Source organism: Streptomyces sp. NPDC021096 (assembly GCF_040641275.1).
Taxonomy (GTDB): Bacteria; Actinomycetota; Actinomycetes; order Streptomycetales; family Streptomycetaceae; genus Streptomyces.
This window is the reverse complement of the sequence record NZ_JBFADG010000017.1, coordinates 89,330-110,770: the sequence shown is the minus strand read 5'-3', so window position 1 is coordinate 110,770 and position 21,441 is coordinate 89,330. Positions and strand designations below refer to the sequence as shown.

Below are 21,441 nucleotides of genomic sequence, written 5' to 3'. Positions count from 1 at the left end.
CCTTCCATGTCGATCCGAGTCCGCGCCGCCGGAGGTGGGATGCAGTGGCAGGTTTCAGAGCACTAGCCCGGGAAGTCCGCAATCCACGGAACACCATCGCACTGCGACGGACCTCTTTGCGCAAATGCCTCGAGCGCTTCGCTCCCTACGGGCACCGGGCGACCTGGCGCCATCTGTGCGCCCGCGCCGGCCTCGCCCCTGACGACCGCGCCCCCGACCCCGCGCTGCTGATCGCCGCGCTGTCCGAGCTGGAGGAGGCCCGAGAGGTCTGGCTGGCGTACGAGGCCGAGTTCGCCGGCCGGCGCCGCAGGGAGAAGCACGACGGCATCCGCCAGCCCAGCGCCGTCGACGACTGGCACCGCAACACCTGGGGCGGCTGCGACATCGTGCCGTGCGCGTCGCCGGAGGTGCAGCCGGACGCCCGGCTCGCGGAGGTCCTGCGCCGGGTGATCAGGGCCATGGAGTCCGCTCCCGGCGACGCCTGCCCGGTGTGCGCCCAGGAGCGCATCGAGTGGCGCACGGACCTGGAGCGCTACCCGCTGGAGGGGCCCGTCTGCACGGACTGCGGCATCGTGGTCCCCGTGCCCGTCCTCACCCCCGCCGCGCTGTCCGCGGCACGGCGGTACACCTTCGCCGAGCGCTACGCGGCGGTGTGACGGCGTTCCCCGGGGCGCCCCGGGGGACGTCCGGACCGGGCGCGGGATCAGCTGCTGCGCTGGCCGTACAGGATCGAGCCGGTACCCAGGGTGCCGAACCGGTCGTCCGGGTTGGACAGAGCGCACTTGTCGAGCGAGAGGCAGCCGCAGCCGATGCAGTCCTCGAGGCGGTCGCGCAACGCGTTCAGCTGCTGTATCCGCTGGTCGAGCTCCACCCGCCAGACCTCCGACAGCCGGGCCCAGTCGGCACGGTTGGGGGTGCGCTCGTCGGGCAGCTCGGCGAGCGCGTCACGGATCGTGGCGAGCGGGATGCCGACGCGCTGGGCGGCGCGGATGAACGCGACCCGGCGCAGCGCGTCGCGGTCGTAGCGGCGCTGGTTGCCCGCTGTTCGACGGCTGTTGATGAGCCCCTTGGTCTCGTAGAAGTGCAGTGCGGAGACGGCCGCGCCGCTGCGCGCGGAGAGCTGCCCGACGGTGAGCTCGTGAATCTTGTTCGAAATCTGCGGCACGGCTCAGACTGTACGTCAGCACTCCTCGGGCAGGGGCCCGCCGTGTCCCACCATGCGCAGCACCAGCCCCGCGTGGAGTTCGCCGACCTCCTCGGGGGTGCGCTTGCCGTCCGCGTTGAACCAGCGGGCGACGTCGATGCACAGGGAGAGCACGGCGAGGGTCGTGCCGCGTACGTCGGGGACGTCGAAGTCGCCCGCGGCGACGCCGTCCTCGATGATGGCGCGGACCGCGGCGTCGGTCTCGCGGCGCATGGCGAGGATCTCGGCGTAGTGCTCCTCGGAGAGCGCCCCGAGTTCGTACTGCACGACGCGTGCGGTGGTGTGGTGCTCGGCGTGCCAGCGCACGAAGCGGCGCACGGCGGCGGCGAGCCGCTCGGCGGGCGTGCCGGCGCCGTCGTGGGCGCGGCGCAGGATGTCGAGGGCGAGCCGGTGGCCGACGCCACTGATGCGGAAGAGGAGTTCTTCCTTGGTGCGGTAGTGGATGTAGAGCGCGGCGGGGCTCATTCCGGCGCGGCCGGCGATGTCGCGGGTGGTGGTGGCGTGATAGCCGCGCTCGGCGAAGGCCTGGACGGCGGCGGTCAGCAGCCGCCTGGCGGCGTCGGGCGTGACGTCGGCCCACTCCTCGCTGCACTGCGCCTGCGAGCCCATCGTGTGCCCCGCTCTCCGGGCCCGCTCCGGGCCCCTCGCCGACAGAAGAACGAACACCATACCCCGGAGCTGAGCAAGCGCTTAGGCGGGCGTACGGGTCCAGTCGCAGGGGAAGGAATCGCCTTATGACCGCTGAGCGCACCCTGCCGGTGGCGGCCACGGCTCTGACCGCCACGGTGGCGGTCTACATCACCCTCGTCGCCTTCGGCAACATCACCGACTTCGGCACCAACCAGGAATTCGTGCGGCACGTCCTGGCCATGGACACCACGTTCCAGGACGAGGACCTGATGTGGCGGGCCGTCACGAACCGCACGCTGCAGGACGCCGCCTACGTCCTCATCATCGGCTGGGAGGTCGCCTCCGCCGTCGTGCTCGTGGCGGCCACGCTGCTGTGGATCCGCGGCCTGACCCGGCCCGGGCACGGCTGGGCCCCGGCCCGGCGGGCCACCACGCTGGGGCTGCTGATGCTCATGCTGCTGTTCGGGCTGGGCTTCATCGCCATAGGCGGCGAGTGGTTCGCGATGTGGCAGTCGGCCAAGTGGAACGGACTGCAGGCCGCCGTCCGCACGGTCACGCTCGCCGGGTTCGTGCTCATACTGATCCATCTGCCGTCCCCGCAGTGGCTCCGGCGCTAGCCCGGGAAGATCACCAGGGTCCGGCCACCGCGCCCCGCCAGCATCGCCGAGAACGCCTCGGCGATGCCGTCGAGCCCCGTGCGCGCCGTCACCATGCCCGACAGGTCGAACCGCCCGGCCCGCACATGGGCGGCGACGGCGGGGAGGTCCTTGGCCGGGTCGCTGTTGCCGTAGACGCAGCCGGAGAGGCTGCGGCCGAAGTGGAAGAGCTCCAGCGCCGAGAAGGCCACCTGCTGGTCCCGGCCGCCGATGCCGACGACGGTCGTACGGCCGCCCCGGCGCGTGGAGGACCAGGCGGTGCGGATCGCGGCGGCGCGCCCGGCGCACTCGATCGCCACGTCCGCGCCGTGCCCGCCGGTGAGCTCGCGCACGGTCCGGGCGGTGTCCTTGGACGCCAGGAGGAACTCGGTGGCCCCGGCCGCCCGCGCCAGCTTCTCCTTCTCCGGTGAGACGTCCACCGCCACGATGGTGCGCGCCCCCGCGATCCGCGCGGCCTGCAGCGTCGCGAGCCCGACCCCGCCGGCGCCGAACACCGCCACCGACTCGCCGGGCCGCACGCGGGCGCTGTGGTGCACGGCGCCGAAGCCGGTGAGCACCGCGCAGCCCAGCAGGGCGGCCTCGGCGAGCGGGACGCCGTCGGGCAGCGGCAGCACGGCGTTCGCCCGCACCACGGTCTCCTCGGCGAAGACCGCGGTGCCCAGCGCGGGGTAGAGCGGGCTGCCGTCGCGGCGCAGCGTGGCGTACGGGGTGCCGGCACCGGCGGCGGCGTCCGTGCACAGCCAGGGTTCGGCCAGGCCGCAGAAGTGGCAGTCGGCGCAGGCGGGCGCCCAGTTGAGGACCACCCGGTCGCCGGGCGTCACCTCGTGCACTCCCTCGCCCACCGCGGTGACGGTGCCCGCGCCCTCGTGGCCGAGCACGGCCGGGACGGGCTGGCGCAGGGTGCCGTCGGACAGGGAGAGGTCGGAGTGGCAGACCCCGGCGGCGGCGAGCCGGACCCGCACCTGGCCGGGCCCGGGTGCGGGCAGGTCGATCTCGGTGATCTCCAAAGCGGCGCCCACGGCGGGCAGTACGGCGGCGCGAACCATGACGAACCCTTTCTTCGGCGGGGGCGGTGCGAAAGGCGGGTCAGAACTGGAGCGACTTGGTCTGCAGGTACTCCGTCAGGCCGTGGACGCCCAGCTCGCGGCCGATCCCCGACTGCTTGTGGCCGCCGAAGGGCGCGAGCAGGTTGAAGCGGCCGCCGTTGATGTCGACCTGTCCGGTGTCCATGCGGCGGGCGAAGGCGGCGGCGTGGTCGTCGTCGCGCCCCCACACCGCGCCCGCGAGGCCGTAGACGGTGCCGTTGGCGATGCGCAGGGCCTCCTCCTCGTCCTCGTACTTCATGACCGAGACGACGGGCCCGAAGATCTCCTCCTGGGCGATGGTCATTTCGGGCGTGACGTCGGCGAAGACGGTCGGCCGGACGTAGTGGCCCTTCTCGAGGCCCTCGGGGGCCTCGGGGCCGCCCTCGACGAGGCGGGCGCCCTCCTCGACGCCCTTGGCGACGTAGCCGCGGACCCGCTCGCGCTGTGCGGCGCTGACGAGGGGGCCGAGGCGGGTGGCGGGGTCGGTGGGGTCGCCGGGCACGAAGCCGCGCGCCGCCTCGGCGGTGAGCCGGACGGCCTCCTCGTAGCGGTCGGCGTGGACCAGCAGGCGGGTCAGGGCGTTGCAGGACTGGCCGGTGTTGCGCATGACGTCGGCGACGGTGACGGTGACCGCCTTGGTGAGGTCGGCGCCCGGCAGGACGACGCAGGCCGACTTGCCGCCGAGCTCGAGGGCGACGCGCTTGACCGCCGCGCCGGCGGCCGCGGCGACGGTTCTGCCGACGGCCGTCGAGCCGGTGAAGGAGACCAGGTCGACGCCGGGGTGCTCGGCCAGCGCCCGGCCGGCGACCGGCCCGAGGCCGGTGACCAGGTTGACCACTCCGGCCGGCAGGCCGGCGGTGGCCACGCACTCGGCGAAAAGCTGCGCGGTCAGCGGGGTGTCCTCGGCCGGCTTGAGCACGACCGTGCAGCCCGCGGCGAGGGCGGGGGCGACCTTGGCGACGATCTGGTGGAGCGGGTAGTTCCAGGGCGTGATCGCGCCGACGACGCCGACCGGCTCGTGCAGGACGGTGGAGTGGGCGATGCGCTCCTCGAACGCGTGGGTGGCGGCCAGCTCGGCGTAGGAGCCGGCCACGGCGACCGGCACGCCGGCGTGGACGCGCTGCGCGAAGCCGACGGGCGCGCCGAGCTCCGCGGTGACGGTCGCGGCGATCTCCTCGCGGCGGGCGTCGAGCGCGTCGCGCAGGGCGGCCAGGTGCTCACCGCGCCGCGCGGGCGCGGTGGCGGCCCAGCCGGGCAGGGCGGCGCGGGCGGCCCGTACGGCGGCGTCGACGTCCTCGGCGGTGCCCGCGGGGACGGCCGCGATGACCTGTCCGTCGGCCGGGTTGACCACCTCGATCGTGTCGGTGCCGGCGGCGGGCCGCCAGCTGCCGTCGATGTACATCCCGTCGTGGGCGATCACAGGTGCTCTCCTCGCGGTGTGGGTCGCTCGGTCGCCCTCGACCCTACCCACCGGTAGGGACAACTGACAGGGGCTTCGACGGATTTGGCCGTTCCGGGGCGATTCCCGGGCAGCTCCGCGCGTCGGGGCAGCTGATCCATTGACGCGCCGGGCCGGGAATCCTACGGTCTCCCATAGGAATCCACCGGCAGCAGCGGGAGCACGCGATGAGCGGTAGGGGCAACGAGCAGGCGCGCAAGACGGCCGAGGGGCTGACGTACCTGTCCGGCTTCGGCAACGAGCACAGCAGCGAGGCGGTCCCCGGCGCGCTGCCGCACGGGCGCAACTCCCCCCAGCGGGCGCCCCTGGGGCTGTACGCGGAGCAGCTGAGCGGTTCCGCCTTCACCGAGCCCCGCCAGCACAACCTGCGGTCGTGGCTGTACCGCGTCCGCCCCTCGGCCGCCCACCCGCCGCTGACCCGGACCGACAACGGCGCGCTGCGCGGCGCCCCCTTCACCGAGACCGTGCCCGACCCCAACCGGCTGCGCTGGAACCCGCTGCCGGAGCCCGCCCGGGGCACGGACTTCGTCGCCGGCCTGTGGACGCTGGGCGGCAACGGCGACGCCGCCCAGCGCACGGGCATGGCCGTGCACCTGTACGCCGCCAACGCCTCGATGACCGATCGCGTGTTCAGCGACTCCGACGGCGAGCTGCTCATCGTGCCCGAGCGCGGCGGGCTGCTGCTGCGCACCGAGTTCGGCCTGCTGCGCGCCGAGCCGGGGCACGTGGCGCTGATCCCGCGCGGGGTGCGCTTCCGCGTCGAGCTGCTGGACGCCGGCGCGCGCGGCTACGTCTGCGAGAACTACGGCCGTCCCTTCGTCCTGCCCGACCTCGGCCCGATCGGCGCCAACGGGCTGGCCAACGCCCGCGACTTCCTGGCGCCGGTGGCCGCCTACGAGGAGGCCGAGGGACCGGTCGAGGTCGTCACCAAGTTCTGCGGCAACCTCTGGACGGCGACGTACGACCACTCGCCGCTGGACGTCGTCGCCTGGCACGGCAACTACGTGCCCTACGTCTACGACCTGCGCCGCTTCAACGTCATCGGCTCGATCAGCTACGACCACCCCGACCCGTCGATCTTCACCGTGCTCACCTCGCCGTCCGACACCCCGGGGCTGGCCGGCGTCGACTTCGTGGTCTTCGCGCCCCGCTGGCTGGTCGGCGAGGACACCTTCCGGCCGCCGTACTTCCACCGCAACGTGATGAGCGAGTACATGGGCCTGATCGAGGGCGCCTACGACGCCAAGACAGCCGGGGAAGGCGGTTTCGTCCCCGGCGGCGGTTCGCTGCACAACATGATGTCGGCGCACGGCCCGGACCGGGAGACCTTCGAGCGGGCCAGCGCGGCGGAGCTGAAGCCGCAGAAGGTGGACGACGGGCTCGCCTTCATGTTCGAGACCCGCTGGCCGGTGACGCTGACCGGGCAGGCGGCCGGCGCCGACCACCTGCAGACGGGGTACGACGACGTGTGGCAGGGTCTGCAGCGCCACTTCGACCGCTGACGCCTGGAGAGCCGGAGCCCCCGTGACCACCTTCGCCCCCGACTCCCTCGCGCTCAACCGCAAGCTGCCGCTGTGGTACCAGGTCTCGCAGTCGCTGCGCGCCTCCATACTGGGGCGGCGCCCGGACGATCCGCTGCGCCTGCCCACCGAGGACGCGCTCGCCGAGCACTACGGGGTCAGCGTGCTGACGATGCGGCAGGCGCTGAAGGAGCTGGAGACGGAGGGCCTGATCAGCCGGCACCGCCGGCGCGGCACCTTCATCGAGCCGAGCGCCCGGCGGGGCTCGCCCGTGCGGCTGCTCGGCTCGGTGGACACGATCGTCGCCCAGCAGTCCGGCGAGCGCACATCGGTGCTCGGCCACGGCCCGGAGCCGGTCCCGGCCGAGCTGGCCGAGCACTTCCCGGGGCTGAAGGAGGCCATGGCCTACCGGCGGCTGCGCTGCGACGAGACGTCGGGAGAGCCGACGAACTGGGCGGAGAACCTGGTCCGCCCCGAGCTGGCCGACCGCATCGACCTCGCGGACCTCGCCCGCTGGCCGATGACGAAGGTGCTGCGGGACACCGTGGGCGTGACGATCAGCCGCATCACGGACACGGTGGAGGCACGGCTGGCGGACCCGGAGACGGCCCGGCTGCTGCAGGTGCCGCTGCTCAGTCCGATCCTGCACTACACGGGCGTCACCTACGACGATGCGGGGCGGGCCGTGGACGTGGCCCGCATCCGCTACCGCGGTGACCGCTTCTCGTTCACGGTCACGCTGGACGCCCACTGATCAGGCGAGCGGGTCGGGGGTGTCGCGCCGGGTGAGGTGTCGAAGGGTGCCGGGGATGCCGGGGGAGCCGACCGGCATGCCCCGGGGGTAGGGCAGACCGCACGGGCCGGGGTCAGGCGTGGTGGTTGCCGCCGTGGCTGCCGAAGAGCGAACGGCGCAGCCGTCGCAGCGGGGCGAACAGGGAGACCCGGGCGGTCCGGCTCTGGCTCCCGCCCTGTCCGGCACGGACGTGATCACGCGAGGTGAGCTCGCGCATCAGCACGGTCGCGCCCTCGACCTCGCGCTGCGGCAGGGCGGGCCCGCCGAGCACCGCGAGGTGACGGTCCAGGCGCGCACTCGACGCGCCGCTGCCGTAGCTGATGGCGGGCACACGTGCCCTGCTACGCATTGCTATCTGATCCATGAGACTCCCCACCCGTACGAGGCACCCGGCCCAGGCAGGGTAACCCTATCGCCCCATCGCGTCACCCGCGCATCGGCGGGTCCGATTCACCACCCCGTCAAGGGGGTTGACAGGCATGGCGTGAACCTGACGTCACTGTGCGCGAGTTGACCAGGACAATACGGCACGAGGGCGAGGCAATCACGCTCCGTTGCGGTACATTCACCCCGAATTGCTCTCGGGGGAGGGACACGGCATGGACGCGAGTTCCGGGGCCGGGCGGGTGCTGGCGGGCCGCTACCGGCTGCTGGACGAGCTGGGGCGCGGCGGTATGGGCGTGGTATGGCGGGCGCGGGACGAGGTGCTGGGCCGCGAGGTGGCGGTCAAGGAGGTGCGGGCGCCCGCCGGGCTGCCGGCCCCCGACGTGCGGCATCTCTACGCCCGGCTGGAGCGCGAGGGGCGCGCGGCCGCCCGCATCTCGCACCGCAACGTCGTCACCGTCCACGACGTGGTCGACGAGGAGGGCCGCCCCTGGATCGTCATGGAGCTGGTGCGCGGCATGTCCCTGGCGGACCTCCTGCGGGCGGACGGCCCCCTCGACCCGGCCCGCGCGGCGCACATCGGCGCGCAGGTACTGGCCGCGCTCCGGGGCGCGCACGCGGTGGGCGTACTGCACCGCGACGTGAAACCGGGAAATGTACTGATAGCAAACGACGGGCGTGTCGTCCTCTCCGACTTCGGCATCGCGGTGATCGAGGGCAGCTCGGCGCTGACGGCGACCGGACAGCTGGTGGGCTCGCCCGAGTACCTGGCCCCGGAGCGGGCGCTGGGGCACCCACCGGGGCCGGAGTCGGATCTGTGGTCGCTGGGGGTGACCCTGTACGCGGCGGTGGAGGGCATGTCGCCGTTCCGTCAGGACACGCCGCTGAGCACGCTGCGCGCCGTGGTGGACGCGGAGCTGCCGCCGCCGCGCCGGGCGGGCGGACTCGCGCCCGTACTGGACGGGCTGCTGCGCAAGGACCCGGCGCTGCGGCTGGGCGCCGCGGAGGCCGAGCGGCTGCTGCGCCAGGTGGCGGCCGAGCGGCCGGCGCGCCCGGCGCCGGGTGCGTACGCCCCGACGGTCGCGGCATCGCAGGCGCCTTCGCCGTCGCAGGGCGCGGCGCGCCACGGCGGCGGACCGGTGCCGCCGGCGGCGCCGGAGACGGGCGGGAGCGCCCCGGGCGGCCCCGCGCCCGGCCGACGGCGGGCGGCTCTGGTGGCCGGGGCGCTGGTCGCGGTGCTGGCGGTGGGCGGGCTGGTGTGGGCGCTGACCGGGGGCGGCGGGTCGGACGGCGGGGGCTCGGCGGGCGCGGGCGGGGCGAGCGGCAGCGGCGAGAAGAACGCGGGGGCGGCTTCGCAGGGCGGCGGGACGGCGGCCCCGTCGTCGGCCGGTTCCGGCCAGGGCGTGACGGGCGTGACGCTCGCCGCGCTGCGCGACCGCTACTCCGGGCCCTGTCCGCCGCCGGAGGGGTCGGCGCCCGCCTTCCAGGCGGCCGTCACCGTGGACCGCTCGCCGGTGGACGTCGTCTACCGATGGGTCACGGGCAGCGGGAGCGTGACGGACGGCGGCTGGAAGACCGTCCGGGCCGGCGAGGGCACCCGGACCCTGGTGCTCAAGCACACCGAGGTGAGCCACCGCGCCACCGACCCGGACCAGGACTGGATCGCCCTCGAGGTCAGGAGTCCACGGCAGCTGACGTCCCGTCGGGTGACGTTCACCGTGTCGTGCGCGAGGCCCCCGACGGGCGGGGCGTCCCCCTCCGGCTCCTCCACCTGGTCCGGCTCCCCCCGGCCTTCGACGTCCTCCGGCTATCCGGCCCCCGGCCCGTCGGCGGCCTCGCCGACGGGCCAGGCCGCCTACGGCGGGGCGTACGGATCAGGCCGCTGAGGAGAAGACCGGCAGATAGCCGCCCGACTGTCCGGCGGCGTTGGGGTGGTAGGACTCCTCGATGGGGAAGGCGACGCTGTGCAGCCAGGCGCTGCCGGAGCAGAGCTCGTGTCCGGCGAAGGTGGTGTTGACGTCCCCGTAGGCGAAGCCGTGGTCGGCGGCGCGCTTGGCGATGACGGAGTTGATGTGGTCGGAGGCGGCGTTGATGGCCTTTCTCTTGGTGTCGCTGAGGCCGACGCAGGTGCCGCCGGTCTTGTAGAAGCGCGGGTAGCCGAGGACGACGACGTGGGCCTGGGGGGCTCTGGAGTGGATAGCCGTGTAGACGCCGTCGAGCTTGGCGGGCAGTTCGTTCTGGATGAAGGTGCGCGCGGTGGCGATGCGGTTCAGGCAGGCGCTGTCCGTGCCGAGCACACAGGACGTCATGGTGTCGGCGAAGCCCGCGTCGTTGCCGCCGACGCTGATGCTGACGAGGCCGGTGGAGGCGTTCAGCGGACCGAGCTGACCGCTGAGGACATCACCCGTTCGGGCGCCGGAACATGCGGTGAAAGCGAAGCTCGCGGGGGCGTGCGCGGCTGCCCATAGCGCTGGGTAGGCCTTGCTGCTGCGCTTGCAGCCACCGCTGGCGGAGTCGTAGCCGCCGGCGCCGACGCCGGACGAGTAGGAGTCACCGAGCGCTACGTAAGCGGGGGTTGACGACTGTTCGGCGGAGTGGGCGGTGCCGGCGCCACCGAGGGCGAGGGTGGTGGACAGGAGCAGGGCGGACAATGCACCCGCGCAACGGGACAGTTTCATGGAACCTCCTTTAGCAGGGTTTTCAACTACCTCAGTGGTAGCAGCAACCCTGTGTCACTGGAAGTGTCCATGCCAAATCTGACATCAAGCTGACAACACATTGCGTGACCGGGTGAGTTGACGGTCGGCTGACCATACGTCGTACCGTCGGACGGCATCGCCGACTGTTCATCCGACGGACAGGCTCCGGTTGTGGCGGCGCCGTCCGGCGGGGGCTTTTCGCATGGCCTTCACACCTTGACGGGCCTTCGTCCGCTGCGCGACATTGAAGCCCGGCATCCGGCGCTTCGGGGGGCAAAGTCGCCAATGCAGAGCTTCACAGATCTCACCGGGCTTGATGATGCGAAGGAACCGGGCAACGGGAACGGGAGCGACGAGCGCACCGGACGCGGGACGGCCGCAGGGGACTCGCTGGCGGTGGTGGCGGGTGCCGCGGTGGCCATCGCGGGGGTGGGCGGCGCGCTGGCGCTCGCCGACATCACCTCACCACTGCGTGCGCCGTTCACGCTGTTCTTCCTGATCGTGGCGCCCGCGTGCGCCTTGGCGGCCGCCCTGCGCGGCCTCGACCCGCTCAGCCGCGCCGTGGTGGCCACCGGCGGGGCCGTCGCGGTGGATCTGCTGATCGCCCAGACCATGCTCGCGCTGCACACCTGGACGGTGCGCGGCGGCGTCGCCGCGGTCGCGGCCGTCAGCGCCGGAATGCTGCTCCTTTCGTTCCTGCTGGCACAGGCACGGCGACACCGGGGCCGCGCCGCGAGAAGTCGGGCTTCCTGAGGTGGACATCAGCGTGTACCGGCCCGGCGAGCTCACCGCCGCCGACCGGGCGGCATGGACGGCCCTGCAGGCCAGGGCGGTGGAGGACGGCTCGCCGCAGCTCGCGAATCCTTTCCTCGCCCCCGAGTTCGCCCTCGCCGTCGGCCGCTGCCGGCGCGGGGCGCGCATCGCGGTGGTGCGCGAGGACGGCGAGCCGGTGGCGTTCTTCCCGTTCCAGCGCTCCCCCCTGGGGGTGGGGCGGGCGATCGGGCTGGGGGTCTCGGACGCCCAGGGCCTGATCCACCGGCCGGGCTTCCAGTGGGACACGCGCGAGCTGCTGCACGCCTGCGGGCTGTCCCTGTGGGAGTTCGACCACCTGGTCGAGGGGCAGAAGCCGTTCGAGGCCACGGCCTCCGGGGCGTACGCCTCGCCCGTCATCGACGTCGACCAGGGCTACGACCGCTATCTGGCGGCGCTGCGCAAGCAGTCGCCCAAGTTCACCCGCACCACGCTCGCCAAGGAGCGCCGGCTCGGCCGGGACCTGGGCGAGGTGCGGTACGTGCACGACGAGCGCGATCCGGAGGCGCTGCGGGTCCTGACGGCCTGGAAGTCGGCGCAGTACCGAAGAACAGGGCGCGCGGACCGCTTCGCACGCCCCTGGATAGCCCATCTCGTGGAGCAGCTGTTCCACACCCGCACGGAGTCGTTCGCGGGCCTGCTGTCGGTGCTCTACGCCTCCGGCCGGCCGGTCGCCGCCCACTTCGGGCTCCGCTCGCAGACGGTGCTGGCCTGCTGGTTCCCCGCCTACGACCCCGAGTTCGCCAAATACTCCCCCGGTCTGGTGCTGCACCTGCGGATGGCCGAGGGGGCGGCCGCCGACGGGGTGGCCTACCTGGACCTGGGCCGGGGCGTGAAGGCGTACAAGGACTCGCTCAAGACCCGCGAGCTGAGCGTCTCGGAGGGCTGGGTGACCCGTCGGCACCCCGTGGCGCTGGGGTACCGGGCCCGCCGGGCACCGGTGCGGGCGCTGCGCAACACGGTGCTGGCACGGCCGGAGCTGTTCGAGCCGGCGGACCGGCTGCTGAAGCGGATGGGGCGGCTGCGCGCGGGCGGTTGAGTGACCCGCCCATGACGAAGGCGGCGTCAATAGCTCAGCCCGTGCGGATGGTTGCATAGGCGCAAAAAACACCAAAGGAGGAGTCTCCGCCCCACCTCTTGCCATACGGTCGCAAGCTTCAATACCGTCGTACATCTACCCGCATCGGCCCATCATGTCTGAGCGGCTCCGGGGAGGGCTTCACAAGCGTCGCGATGGTGTCCGGCGCGGGGCGCGGCAGGGGGTGCCGCGCTCGGCCAGTCAGCAGTGCCGAGTCGCGAGCCGCGCGACCGGCGTTACTTGCCAACTCACCCTGCCCGTACGGCGTCCTGTCGTCGCCGGGCGGGGCGAGTACCCCCTTTTCGAACCGGATAAACGATCGGACCGCTGGGGCAGGCGGTCCACCGGACGAGAGGGAAACGAAGACTCATGAGTGCCTTTCTTCGGCCGGCGGCCAGCGAAGAGGATCCCGAGTCACCCGGCCGGTACCGGCCGGTGACCTCGCACTTCGCGATAGCGCCACCGGTGAGCGTCGTCATTCCCGCCATGAACGAGGCGGAGAACCTTCCGTACGTCTTCAAGACCCTGCCCGACTGGATCCACGAAGTGGTTCTCGTCGACGGCAACTCCACCGACGACACCGTCCGGGTGGCGCGCGATCTGCGCCCGGACGTCAAGGTCGTCGGACAGCTCGGCAAGGGCAAGGGCGATGCGCTGATCACCGGCTTCGCCGCCTGCACGGGCGAGATCATCGTCATGGTCGACGCGGACGGCTCCGCGGACGGCGGCGAGATCGTCAGCTATGTCTCCGCGCTGGTCGGCGGCGCCGACTTCGCCAAGGGCTCCCGCTTCGCCAACGGGGGCGGCACGGACGACATGACGCTGATCCGCAAGCTCGGCAACCGCGTGCTGACCTCCATGGTCAACCACAAGTTCGGCGCCCGCTACACCGACCTGTGCTACGGCTACAACGCGTTCTGGAAGCACTGCCTGGACGAGATCGCACTGGACTGCGCCGGCTTCGAGGTCGAGACCCTGATGAACATCAGAGTGGTGAAGGCGGGCCTGCGGGTCCAGGAGATTCCCAGCCATGAGTTCGTGCGCATCCACGGCACGAGCAACCTGCGGGCCGTGCGCGACGGGCTGCGGGTGCTGAAGGTGATCCTCCGTGAACGCGGCTCCCGCCGCGGCCACCGCCGGCGTCCGCTCGCCCTGGCACCGACGGCGAACCACGGGGAAGTCTCTTGAGCGCTGCACCGACCGGACGGACCGGTGCACCGAGCGTCTCGGTGGTCATCTGCGTCTACACCGAGGACCGCTGGGGCGACATCCTCGCCGCGGTGGCCTCGGTGCGCGACCAGTCCTACCCCGCCCTGGAGACGCTGCTCGTGGTCGACCACAACCCCGCGCTGCTGCGCCGGCTCGCCAAGACCTACGGCGACGACGGCGCGGGGGCGGACCCGCACCGGGTACGGGTGCTGGCCAACGCCGGGCCCCGGGGACTGTCCGCCGGCCGCAACACCGGGGTCGCGGCCTCCTCGGGCGAGATCGTCGCCTTCCTCGACGACGACGCGGTGGCCGAGCGGGACTGGCTGCTGCACTTCGCCGAGGGGTACGCCGATCCACGGGTGATGGCCGTCGGCGGCCGCACCCAGCCGGTCTGGGCCTCCCGGCGCAGGCCGGCGTGGTTCCCGGAGGAGTTCGACTGGATCGTGGGCTGCACCTACCGGGGGCTGCCGCCGGGAAGAGTGGCCGTCCGCAACGTCCTCGGCGGCAACGCCTCCTTCCGCCGGACCGCCCTGGAGGCCGTCGGGGGCTTCGCCAGCGGCATCGGCCGCGACGGCCACCGGCTGCCGCTGGGCGGCGAGGAGACGGAGCTGTGCATCCGGCTCACCCGGGCGCTGCCGGACGCCGTCCTGCTGATCGACGACCGCTCGGTCATCCACCACCGGGTGCCGGAGGGCCGCGAGCGGTTCCGCTACTTCCGCACCCGGGCGTACGCCGAGGGCCTGTCCAAGGCCCTGGTGGCGCACAGCGTGGGGGCCCGGGCCGGACTGGAGAGCGAGCGCCGCTACACCACGCGCGTACTGCCGGCCGGCGTCGCGCGCGGGGTGCGCGACGCGCTGCTGGGCCGGGCGGGCGGCGCGGGGCGGGCGGGGGCGATCGTCGCCGGGGTGGCCGCGGCGGCCGGGGGCTACGCCCTGGGCAGCCTGCGGGCGCGCCGCGGCGGCGGCCGGTTCGCGGTGGCCGCGCTCGAGCCGGCGGCCGGGCCGCCGTCCCTCGAAGGGGCGCGTCCGCGCGAACGCCAGGGGGACAGAGCATGAGCGCGGCCCCGGTGCCGATCCTGATGTACCACGCGGTGGCGTTCTCGCCCGCCCGCGCGGCGTACGGGCTGTCGGTCTCCCCCGGCGCGTTCACCGAGCAGATGCGGCTGCTGGCCGGATTCGGCTTCACGCCGCTGACGGCCCGGCAGCTGGCCGACGCCTGGCGCGGGGGCGGCCGGCTGCCCCCGAAGCCGGTGCTCATCACGTTCGACGACGGCTACGAGGGCGTGCACCGCTACGCCCTCCCCGCCCTGGTCGAACACGGCTTCGTGGCCACGCTGTTCGCCTCGACGGGCTGGCTGCGCGGTGCCCACGAGGCGGGCGGCGCGCTGGACCTCATGCTGAGCTGGGACCAGGTGCGGGAGCTGGCCGCGGCGGGCATGGAGATCGGCGGCCACAGCCATACCCACCCCCAGCTCGATCAGCTGACCGACGAGCGACTGTCGTTCGAGGTGCGGCACTGCCGGGACCTGCTGACGGCGGAACTGGGTCACCCACCCGTGTCGTTCGCCTACCCCTACGGCTACTCCAGCCGCAGGGTGCGCGGTACGGTGCGCGCGGCCGGGTTCGGGGTCTCGCTCGCGGTGGGCAACGCGCTGGCCGCGCGCCGCCAGGGGCCGTACGCCCTGGAGCGGGTGACCGTGCGCCGCACCACGGGGATCGCCGAGTTCGAACGGCTCGTCGAGGGCCGGGGGCTCGGCCGGCTCTTCGCCGGCGACCGGGCCCTGACCAAGGGGTATGCCGTCGTCCGCAGAAGCCGCAGCGCCATCAGGAAAGCGACCGAAGCCCGTGCCTGACACGACCGCCCGGCCCGAGGAACGCACCGGGGAAAGAGCCGTGGAACCGACCGCCCGGCGGCTGCGGCTGCCCGGGCGCGGCGTCGGCACCCCACTGTTCCGCAACGCCTTCGCACTGATGCTCAACACCGGCATCAGCGCCGTCCTCGGGGTGGGGTTCTGGCTGGTCGCGGCCCGCTACTACAGCGAGGAATCGGTCGGCCAGGGCTCGGCGGCCATCGCCGCGATGAAGCTGCTGGCGGGGCTCACGGCGGTGACGCTGACGGGGGCGCTCGCCCGCTTCATCCCCGTCGCGGGGCGCACGACGGGACGGCTGGTCTTCCGTACGTACGCGGGCAGTTCGGTGCTCGTCGCCCTCGCGGCGGGCGTCTTCGTGCTCACGCTCGACCGGTGGGGACCCTCGTTCCGGTTCCTGGACGGGCCGTTGCCGGGGCTGGCGTTCGTCGCGGCGGTCGTCGCCTGGTCCCTGCTCACCCTGCAGGACGGGGTGCTGACGGGGTTGCGCAGCGCGCTCTGGGTGCCGGTGGGCAACACCGTCTTCTCGGCGGTGAAGCTGGCGCTGCTGGTGGGGCTGGCGGTGGCGCTGCCGGTGTCCGGGGTGTTCGTGTCCTGGGTGGTCTCGATCGCGGTGTCGGTGGTGCCGCTGGGCTGGCTGGTGTTCCGGCGGCTGGTGCCGGCGCACGTCCGGGCGACCGAGGACAGCGCGCGGCCGGCGTCCTGGCGGGAGATGGGCCGCTTCCTCGCGGGGGACTACACCGGCTCGCTGTTCTCGCTGGCCGTGGTCTATCTGGTGCCGGTGATCGTCGCCGCCCAGGTCGGCTCCGCCGACAACGCCTACTTCTACATCACCTCCACCATCGCCGGCACGGTCAATCTGCTGGCCATCAACATGGGCGCCTCGCTGACCGTCGAGGGCTCGCACGATCCGGCGCGCCTGGCGGAGAACTGCCGGGCCGCGCTGCGCCGGATGGCCAAGATCATGGTGCCGGTCTGTGTGCTGCTCTTCCTCCTCGCGCCGTACGTCCTGGGCCTCTTCGGGCGCGGGTACGCCGAGGCGGCGACACCGCTGCTGCGGTGGTTCGCGGTGGGGGCGGCGCTGCGCGTGGTGATGGAGGTCTACTTCGCGGTGCTGAGGGCACAGAGCCGGACGGCCGGGCTGGCCTATCTGCAGGGTCTGCTGTGCGTGCTCGTCCTGGGGCTGACGCTGGTGCTGCTGCCCCGGATGGGACTGACGGGCGCGGGCGTCGCGGAGATCTGCAGCCTGACGGTGATCGCCGCCATAGCGGCGGTGAAGCTGCGGGGCGTGCTCAAGGCGGCGTCCCGGTCACCGGCGGCTCCGCCGGCCGCCGGCGACGACGAGGCGCCGCCCGACGGGGACCTGGCCGACCTCGCGGTCCACGGCGACCGGCAGGACGACGGTGCCAAGGACCGCCGGACCCGCGCGTTCGGCACGCGCTGGGCCCTGCGGTCGGCGCTGGACGCGGACACGATCCCGCTGGGGGTGCGGCTGGACATCGACCACCTGGAGCGCCGGCCCGACGTACGGCCCGCGCCCGAGGCGACCGGGGCGCCGGCCGCGCCCCCGGGCCCGCCGGTGGCCGCCGCGCCGCGTCCCGCCCGCCGGTGGCGTACACCGCAGGCCGCGCTCTGGCTGCTGCTGGCCGGGGCGCTGGCGCTGTACTGGGTGCCGCTGAAGGCCGTGGGCGAGGTGGACCTGGACGGCATGGGCGGGTTCGGGCTGGTGTCCGTGCTGCCGGTGGCGACGCTGCTGGGGGCCGGGCTGCTGGTGACCGCCTTCGCGGGCACCCTGTGCCTGGAGCGGCCGCACCGGTGGCTGCTGGCGGCGGTACTGCTGGCGACCGTGGTCTCGCTGCACGCCGTGCCCGCGCTGCTGGAGGACCGGCCGCGCTTCGCCACGGCCTGGCAGCACCTGGGCTTCCTGGACTACCTCGACCGCACCGGCACCGCCGCGCCCGACCTCGACGCGCGCTGGAGCTGGCCCGGCTTCTTCGCCCTGGCCGCGTTCGCGGCCCGTGCCTGCGGCGCGGGGGACCTCACCGAGGTGCTGCGCTGGTGGCCACTGGCCGTCCAGCTGCTCTGCCTGGCACCGCTGTACGTGCTGTTGCGGGCGGTACGGGCGAGCTGGCGGGCGACGTGGACGGCGCTGTGGCTGTTCGCGCTGTGCGGCTGGGTCGGGCAGGACTACTTCTCCCCCCAGTCGCTCAACTACCTCTTCTATCTGCTGTTCGTGGCCGTCCTGCTGATGTGGTTCCGCTGGCCCGGCCAGCTGCGCGGCAGACTGCTGCCCGGTGAACGGGAGGTCGCCCCCGCGGGCCGCGGCGCCCGGGTGGTCCTGCTGGCGCTGGTGATCACCTTGTTCGCCGCCTCGGTCGCCAGCCACCAGCTGACCCCGTTCGTCATGCTCGGCGTCGTCACCGCCCTGGTCCTGGTGCGCCGGCTGACCCCGGCCGGGCTGCCGCTGCTGTGTGCGGTGCTGCTGGCGGTGTGGGTGGGGTTCCTGGCGGAGCCGTACTGGTCGGGGCACTTCGACGACCTCTTCGGCGGGCTGGGCTCGCTGGGCGGCAATGTCTCCTCGTCCGTCTCGGGCCGCATCGAGGGCGGCAGCAGCACCCACAAGATGGTGCTCTACGTCCGCGTCGCGCTCGCGGCCGGCGTGCTGGCCTGCGCCGCGCTGGGCTGGTGGCGGCGGCGCCGGGCCGGGCTGCGCGACCTCTGCCTGGCGGTGCTGACCTGCGTGCCGTTCCTCGCCTTCGGCATGCAGTCCTACGGCGGCGAAGTGGCCCTGCGCGTCTTCCTCTTCGCCCTGCCGGGCGCCTGCGCCCTCGCCGCGCTCGCCCTCTTCCCGCGCCCGGAGCCCGGGCGCTCCCGCGTGTACAGGGCGCCGCTGGCGGCGATGCTGGCCGGGCTGGTGCTCGTCCTGGGCTTCCTGGTGGCCCGCTGGGGCAACGAGCCCTTCGAACGCGTCCGCGCCGGCGAGGTCGCGGCCATGGACTACGTCTACCGCCACGACCGGCCCACGGCACGGCTGCTGTGGCTGAGCAGCGACACGGTCAACGACGTCACGCCCGCCATACCGTGGGGCGCGCGCGACATGGAACGGGTGCTCTACGAACCGGCGCTCGCCCCGCGCGATCCCGGGCAGGTGCCCGACCTGGTGGCGGCCCTGCGCAGGGCCGGGCCGAACGCCTATCTGATGGTCAACCGCGGCCAGTCCGTCTATCTGGAGCTCAGCGCGGGGTACGCCCCCGACTGGGCACAGCGGCTGCGGCGCTCCCTGGACGGCCGGCCGGAACTGCGCCGGGTGCTCACCAACGACGACGCGGTGCTCTACGCGCTGAAGGACCGGCCCGCCGGCAGCGCGCCGGAGCCCCGCCCCGGTCCGGCCGGGCCGCGAGTGACGTGGACGCCAGGGTCGGTGGCCGGCGCCCTCGCCGCGGTGGCGCTGCTGGTGCTGCTGACGGCCCGGGAGCTGGTGCGGGTGGGGGTGCGGCCCGGGGTGGGGCAGCTGCGGTGGCTGCAGGCCTCCTTCTGGTTCTCGCTGCCGCTGCTGGCCGTGGTGCTGGGGTCGTTGCTGTGGCGGCTGGTGACGATGTCGTAGGGGCGCGGCTTTAGAACAGGGGCCGGTAGCACAGGGCCGCGACCGCGTTCGGTCCGGTCACCGGGCGCCCGGGCCGGTGGTGCGGCAGGACATGGCCGTCGAGGGCGGTGACGCCCGTGTGCGGGTAGGTGACGCGCGTGCCGCCGGTGCGGTCCCACCGCGGGTCGCTCTCCAGCGCACCGAGCTGTTCCATGGTGGCGCCGATCAGGCCCGGGTGGACGTGCAGGGGACCGACGTCGCCGAACGCGGTGGTGAGCAGGGTCAGGTCGCACTGTTCGGTGTCGATGTGCAGGAAGACCTCGTCGTCGCCTTCGTAGTAGCCGTACGCGGCGAAGGTGGGCACCAGCAGCCGTCCGGTGAGCGCCCGGGCCAGTCCGGTCAGCGACAGATGGACCCGGGCCAGCAGCGGGCCGCTCGCGGCGGGGGTGTCCCGGCGGGGCAGGCGCCGGGCGGTGACGGGGGTGCGCGGCCCGCGCCGCGGGACCTCGGCCACGGCGTGCCGCTCGCGGCCCTCCGCGGCGATGCCGTCGGCCAGCGCACGGTCCCACAGTCCGGGGAGGCGGGCGTGGCCGTGGGCGGCGAAGGACCGCTGCTCGGCCCGGGTGACGGTGGTCCGGGACAGGAGGGCGGCCATGGTCAGGAGGTGGTCGCGACCGGCCAGGAGGCCTCGGGGGTGTAGTGGGCCATCTCGTCCTCGTCGGCCAGGTCCAGCATGCCGGCGAAGCAGTAGCCGTCGGCGAGCGGGATCTTCGGGTACGGCCTCAGGTGTGCCTCGATGGCGGCCTTGGCCTCGGGCGCGGCCTTGGCCGTCTCGACGGCCTCCCAGGGCAGGACGTAGTAGTTCTCTTCCGCGTCGACGATGACCAAGGCCTGACGTGCGTTCTGGGGCACGGCGGTGTTCCTTTCGCTTCCGCTCGGTGACGCCGCTGGAAGTCTTGCCGCGCCCGGGTCGGATGACAACTGCCCGGACAAGCCCCGGAAGGATGATTCCCCGGCCACCTGTACGCCGTCACAGCCAGCGGGTCTCGTAGGCCCCGAGCTCGACCTGACGGCCGTCGACCTGGGCCGTGACGGCCCGGTCCTGGGTGTTGACGGCCAGCACGGAGGTGCCGGCCGCGAGCACCTGCACCCGCGCCGCGTCCTCGCCGCCCACCTCGGCGTCGCGAAAGACCGTGCCCGGCGGGAAGGCCTTGGCGAACCGCTCCAGCAGGTCGAGCATCGGCAGCCGGCCGCCGCCGTCGGCGAGTTCGGTGCTGCGCCACAGACAGCCGGGGCAGTCGCTGCCCTCTTCCTCGGGGTTCCAGTAGAACGCTCCGGCCGCACCCGCCGAGGCCAGTCGCATCAGCGCGCTGGCCTGGACGGCGACGCGGTGCGGCTCGGTCCACGTCTTGCGGCCGTCGTTCTCGTCGGCGGGCTCGACGTACCACTCGGCCCACCACACCGGCAGGCCCGTGGTCCTGCTCAGCCACGTGGTGACGTCGGCGAACTTCCGCGTGGCCCGGAACTCGTCGGGGACGGGACGGTTGCCCGTACGGGTGTAGCTGGCGCCGTCGACGACGACGAAGTCCGCCCCTTCCTTGTGCTCGTCCCAGTACTCCACGGCGTCGACGGCCCGCTGGTCCACCGCGCCCCAGTCCCCGCTCACCCGGGAGGCGTCGGAGTCGGCGCCGGGGGCCTCGCTGTCCATGACGACGTACGGCCCCCCGACGAGCGCGTGCCTGTTCCGCTTCTTCAGCTCCTTGTAGACGAGGTTGTAGAGCTCGGTGTATCCCTCGTAGTCCCAGCGCTTCCTCGATTCGTCGTAGAAGCCCTTGAACTCGTTCCAGACGATGAAGTGCCTTACGTCCGGGTAGCGTTCGGCGATCACCCCGGCCAGCTTGGCGAAGTCCTTGTAGTGGGCCCGGTCGGGGGCTGTCTCCAGGGACTTCTGCGACCAGTTCGTCCGCTCGCCGCCGCCCTTCATCCAGTCCGGGGCGCAGCACAGCGTCAGCACCGGCGTGGTGCCCGTACTGCGCATGAGCGCCACCCGCCGGTCGAGGTCGGTGAAGTTGTACTTTCCCGGCCGGGGTTCGGGGTTGTCGGCACCCCAGCCCATGATGTGCTGGTTCTGCGGCATGGGGACGCCGGAGAGGGTCTTCGCGGCGTTGCGGCGGGCGGCGTCCTGGCCCCGGTCGGCGCTGTGCTGGGTATGGGTGAAGCCCCAGCCTATGGTGGCCGCGGCGGCGTTCGGGCGAGCGGGCCGGTCCCGTGCGTGCCAGGCCTCGAGGGAGACAGTGACCAGCGCCGCGAGGGTCAGGAGGGCGGCCGAGAGCAGCGCCGTGAGCCGCCACCGTGACGGCCGCGACCGCCACCGCGTCCCCTTCGGCTGCCACCGCGCCGGCCGGGGCGACGGCCGACCTTCACCATGACGTCCCATCACGGAAAGGGTAACCGTGGCGGAAAC

The 21,441-nt window shown here is 73.3% G+C and carries 20 protein-coding genes; 11 read left to right on the top strand and 9 right to left on the bottom strand.

The window, feature by feature from the left end:
* The first annotated feature begins 44 nt into the window (after nucleotides 1–44).
* On the top strand, nucleotides 45–656 hold the full coding sequence (locus AB0G59_RS21150; protein WP_360913709.1) for a hypothetical protein: 612 nt from the start codon (nucleotides 45–47) through the stop codon (nucleotides 654–656).
* Between the two features lie 47 nt (nucleotides 657–703).
* On the opposite strand, the gene soxR is transcribed toward AB0G59_RS21150, so the two are convergent.
* On the bottom strand, nucleotides 704–1,165 hold the full coding sequence (soxR, locus tag AB0G59_RS21145; RefSeq protein WP_360913707.1) for a redox-sensitive transcriptional activator SoxR: 462 nt from the start codon (nucleotides 1,163–1,165) through the stop codon (nucleotides 704–706).
* Between the two features lie 15 nt (nucleotides 1,166–1,180).
* Entirely contained in the window at nucleotides 1,181–1,813 is a 633-nt protein-coding gene (locus AB0G59_RS21140; protein WP_360913742.1) for a TetR/AcrR family transcriptional regulator, read from the bottom strand.
* A 125-nt stretch (nucleotides 1,814–1,938) separates the two neighbouring features.
* Between AB0G59_RS21140 and AB0G59_RS21135 the strand changes: the two genes are divergently transcribed.
* Complete coding sequence (locus AB0G59_RS21135) at nucleotides 1,939–2,451, top strand: DUF2165 domain-containing protein (protein WP_360913705.1); 513 nt, start codon at nucleotides 1,939–1,941, stop codon at nucleotides 2,449–2,451.
* Here AB0G59_RS21135 and AB0G59_RS21130 read toward each other — a convergent pair.
* Both AB0G59_RS21130 and AB0G59_RS21125 read right to left on the bottom strand, forming a co-directional pair.
* Complete coding sequence (locus AB0G59_RS21130; RefSeq protein WP_360913703.1) at nucleotides 2,448–3,536, bottom strand: Zn-dependent alcohol dehydrogenase; 1,089 nt, start codon at nucleotides 3,534–3,536, stop codon at nucleotides 2,448–2,450. The two genes, AB0G59_RS21135 and AB0G59_RS21130, sit on opposite strands and share 4 nt — an antisense overlap.
* Nucleotides 3,537–3,576: 40 nt before the next feature.
* A complete protein-coding gene (locus tag AB0G59_RS21125; protein WP_360913701.1) occupies nucleotides 3,577–4,995 on the bottom strand; it encodes an aldehyde dehydrogenase family protein in 1,419 nt (472 codons plus the stop codon).
* A gap of 206 nt (nucleotides 4,996–5,201) precedes the next feature.
* Between AB0G59_RS21125 and hmgA the strand changes: the two genes are divergently transcribed.
* The gene (gene hmgA, locus AB0G59_RS21120; protein ID WP_360913699.1) at nucleotides 5,202–6,536 is read left to right on the top strand and encodes a homogentisate 1,2-dioxygenase; all 1,335 of its coding nucleotides are present in this window, start codon (nucleotides 5,202–5,204) and stop codon (nucleotides 6,534–6,536) included.
* 22 nt (nucleotides 6,537–6,558) lie between these two features.
* A complete protein-coding gene (locus AB0G59_RS21115; protein WP_360913697.1) occupies nucleotides 6,559–7,308 on the top strand; it encodes a GntR family transcriptional regulator in 750 nt (249 codons plus the stop codon).
* 112 nt (nucleotides 7,309–7,420) lie between these two features.
* On the opposite strand, the gene AB0G59_RS21110 is transcribed toward AB0G59_RS21115, so the two are convergent.
* Nucleotides 7,421–7,711, bottom strand: coding sequence for a hypothetical protein (locus AB0G59_RS21110; protein WP_071961949.1), 291 nt, complete (start codon nucleotides 7,709–7,711; stop codon nucleotides 7,421–7,423).
* A 235-nt stretch (nucleotides 7,712–7,946) separates the two neighbouring features.
* Here AB0G59_RS21110 and AB0G59_RS21105 point away from each other — a divergent pair, with 235 nt between their 5' ends.
* Nucleotides 7,947–9,617: a protein kinase gene (locus AB0G59_RS21105; protein WP_360913694.1), complete on the top strand. Its 1,671-nt coding sequence runs from the start codon at nucleotides 7,947–7,949 to the stop codon at nucleotides 9,615–9,617.
* Here AB0G59_RS21105 and AB0G59_RS21100 read toward each other — a convergent pair.
* Entirely contained in the window at nucleotides 9,606–10,409 is an 804-nt protein-coding gene (locus AB0G59_RS21100; RefSeq protein WP_360913692.1) for an SGNH/GDSL hydrolase family protein, read from the bottom strand. The genes AB0G59_RS21105 and AB0G59_RS21100 overlap by 12 nt on opposite strands.
* Before the next feature lie 306 nt (nucleotides 10,410–10,715).
* Here AB0G59_RS21100 and AB0G59_RS21095 point away from each other — a divergent pair, with 306 nt between their 5' ends.
* From AB0G59_RS21095 to AB0G59_RS21070, 6 genes are all read left to right on the top strand, one after another.
* On the top strand, nucleotides 10,716–11,183 hold the full coding sequence (locus AB0G59_RS21095; RefSeq protein WP_360913690.1) for a hypothetical protein: 468 nt from the start codon (nucleotides 10,716–10,718) through the stop codon (nucleotides 11,181–11,183).
* A gap of 1 nt (nucleotide 11,184) precedes the next feature.
* Nucleotides 11,185–12,279 carry a GNAT family N-acetyltransferase gene (locus tag AB0G59_RS21090; RefSeq protein ID WP_360913688.1) on the top strand — a complete coding sequence of 365 codons (1,095 nt, stop codon included), beginning with the start codon at nucleotides 11,185–11,187 and terminating at the stop codon, nucleotides 12,277–12,279.
* 408 nt (nucleotides 12,280–12,687) lie between these two features.
* Complete coding sequence (locus AB0G59_RS21085) at nucleotides 12,688–13,506, top strand: glycosyltransferase family 2 protein (protein ID WP_360913686.1); 819 nt, start codon at nucleotides 12,688–12,690, stop codon at nucleotides 13,504–13,506.
* A complete protein-coding gene (locus tag AB0G59_RS21080) occupies nucleotides 13,503–14,582 on the top strand; it encodes a glycosyltransferase family 2 protein (protein WP_360913684.1) in 1,080 nt (359 codons plus the stop codon). The genes AB0G59_RS21085 and AB0G59_RS21080 overlap by 4 nt, the downstream gene beginning before the upstream one ends.
* Nucleotides 14,579–15,379, top strand: a complete 801-nt coding sequence (locus AB0G59_RS21075) for a polysaccharide deacetylase family protein (protein WP_360913682.1) — start codon at nucleotides 14,579–14,581, stop codon at nucleotides 15,377–15,379. The genes AB0G59_RS21080 and AB0G59_RS21075 overlap by 4 nt, the downstream gene beginning before the upstream one ends.
* Entirely contained in the window at nucleotides 15,372–18,998 is a 3,627-nt protein-coding gene (locus tag AB0G59_RS21070) for a lipopolysaccharide biosynthesis protein (protein WP_360913680.1), read from the top strand. Before AB0G59_RS21075 ends, AB0G59_RS21070 begins: the two co-directional genes overlap by 8 nt.
* Nucleotides 18,999–19,008: 10 nt before the next feature.
* Here AB0G59_RS21070 and AB0G59_RS21065 read toward each other — a convergent pair whose 3' ends face one another.
* From AB0G59_RS21065 to AB0G59_RS21055, 3 genes are all read right to left on the bottom strand, one after another.
* Nucleotides 19,009–19,632, bottom strand: a complete 624-nt coding sequence (locus tag AB0G59_RS21065; RefSeq protein WP_360913678.1) for a hypothetical protein — start codon at nucleotides 19,630–19,632, stop codon at nucleotides 19,009–19,011.
* 2 nt (nucleotides 19,633–19,634) lie between these two features.
* Nucleotides 19,635–19,889 carry a hypothetical protein gene (locus AB0G59_RS21060; RefSeq protein ID WP_360913676.1) on the bottom strand — a complete coding sequence of 85 codons (255 nt, stop codon included), beginning with the start codon at nucleotides 19,887–19,889 and terminating at the stop codon, nucleotides 19,635–19,637.
* 118 nt (nucleotides 19,890–20,007) lie between these two features.
* A complete protein-coding gene (locus tag AB0G59_RS21055; RefSeq protein ID WP_360913674.1) occupies nucleotides 20,008–21,414 on the bottom strand; it encodes a xylan 1,4-beta-xylosidase in 1,407 nt (468 codons plus the stop codon).
* Nucleotides 21,415–21,441: the final 27 nt, after the last annotated feature.

Coding starts and splice junctions, on each gene's coding strand:
- AB0G59_RS21095 (WP_360913690.1), top strand. CDS start 10,716: ATGCAGAGCTTCACAGATCTCACCGGGCTTGATGATGCGAAGGAACCG.
- AB0G59_RS21130 (WP_360913703.1), bottom strand. CDS start 3,536: ATGGTTCGCGCCGCCGTACTGCCCGCCGTGGGCGCCGCTTTGGAGATC.
- AB0G59_RS21140 (WP_360913742.1), bottom strand. CDS start 1,813: ATGGGCTCGCAGGCGCAGTGCAGCGAGGAGTGGGCCGACGTCACGCCC.
- hmgA (WP_360913699.1), top strand. CDS start 5,202: ATGAGCGGTAGGGGCAACGAGCAGGCGCGCAAGACGGCCGAGGGGCTG.
- AB0G59_RS21100 (WP_360913692.1), bottom strand. CDS start 10,409: ATGAAACTGTCCCGTTGCGCGGGTGCATTGTCCGCCCTGCTCCTGTCC.
- AB0G59_RS21085 (WP_360913686.1), top strand. CDS start 12,688: ATGAGTGCCTTTCTTCGGCCGGCGGCCAGCGAAGAGGATCCCGAGTCA.
- AB0G59_RS21135 (WP_360913705.1), top strand. CDS start 1,939: ATGACCGCTGAGCGCACCCTGCCGGTGGCGGCCACGGCTCTGACCGCC.
- AB0G59_RS21110 (WP_071961949.1), bottom strand. CDS start 7,711: ATGGATCAGATAGCAATGCGTAGCAGGGCACGTGTGCCCGCCATCAGC.
- AB0G59_RS21055 (WP_360913674.1), bottom strand. CDS start 21,414: ATGGGACGTCATGGTGAAGGTCGGCCGTCGCCCCGGCCGGCGCGGTGG.
- AB0G59_RS21105 (WP_360913694.1), top strand. CDS start 7,947: ATGGACGCGAGTTCCGGGGCCGGGCGGGTGCTGGCGGGCCGCTACCGG.
- AB0G59_RS21075 (WP_360913682.1), top strand. CDS start 14,579: ATGAGCGCGGCCCCGGTGCCGATCCTGATGTACCACGCGGTGGCGTTC.
- AB0G59_RS21065 (WP_360913678.1), bottom strand. CDS start 19,632: ATGGCCGCCCTCCTGTCCCGGACCACCGTCACCCGGGCCGAGCAGCGG.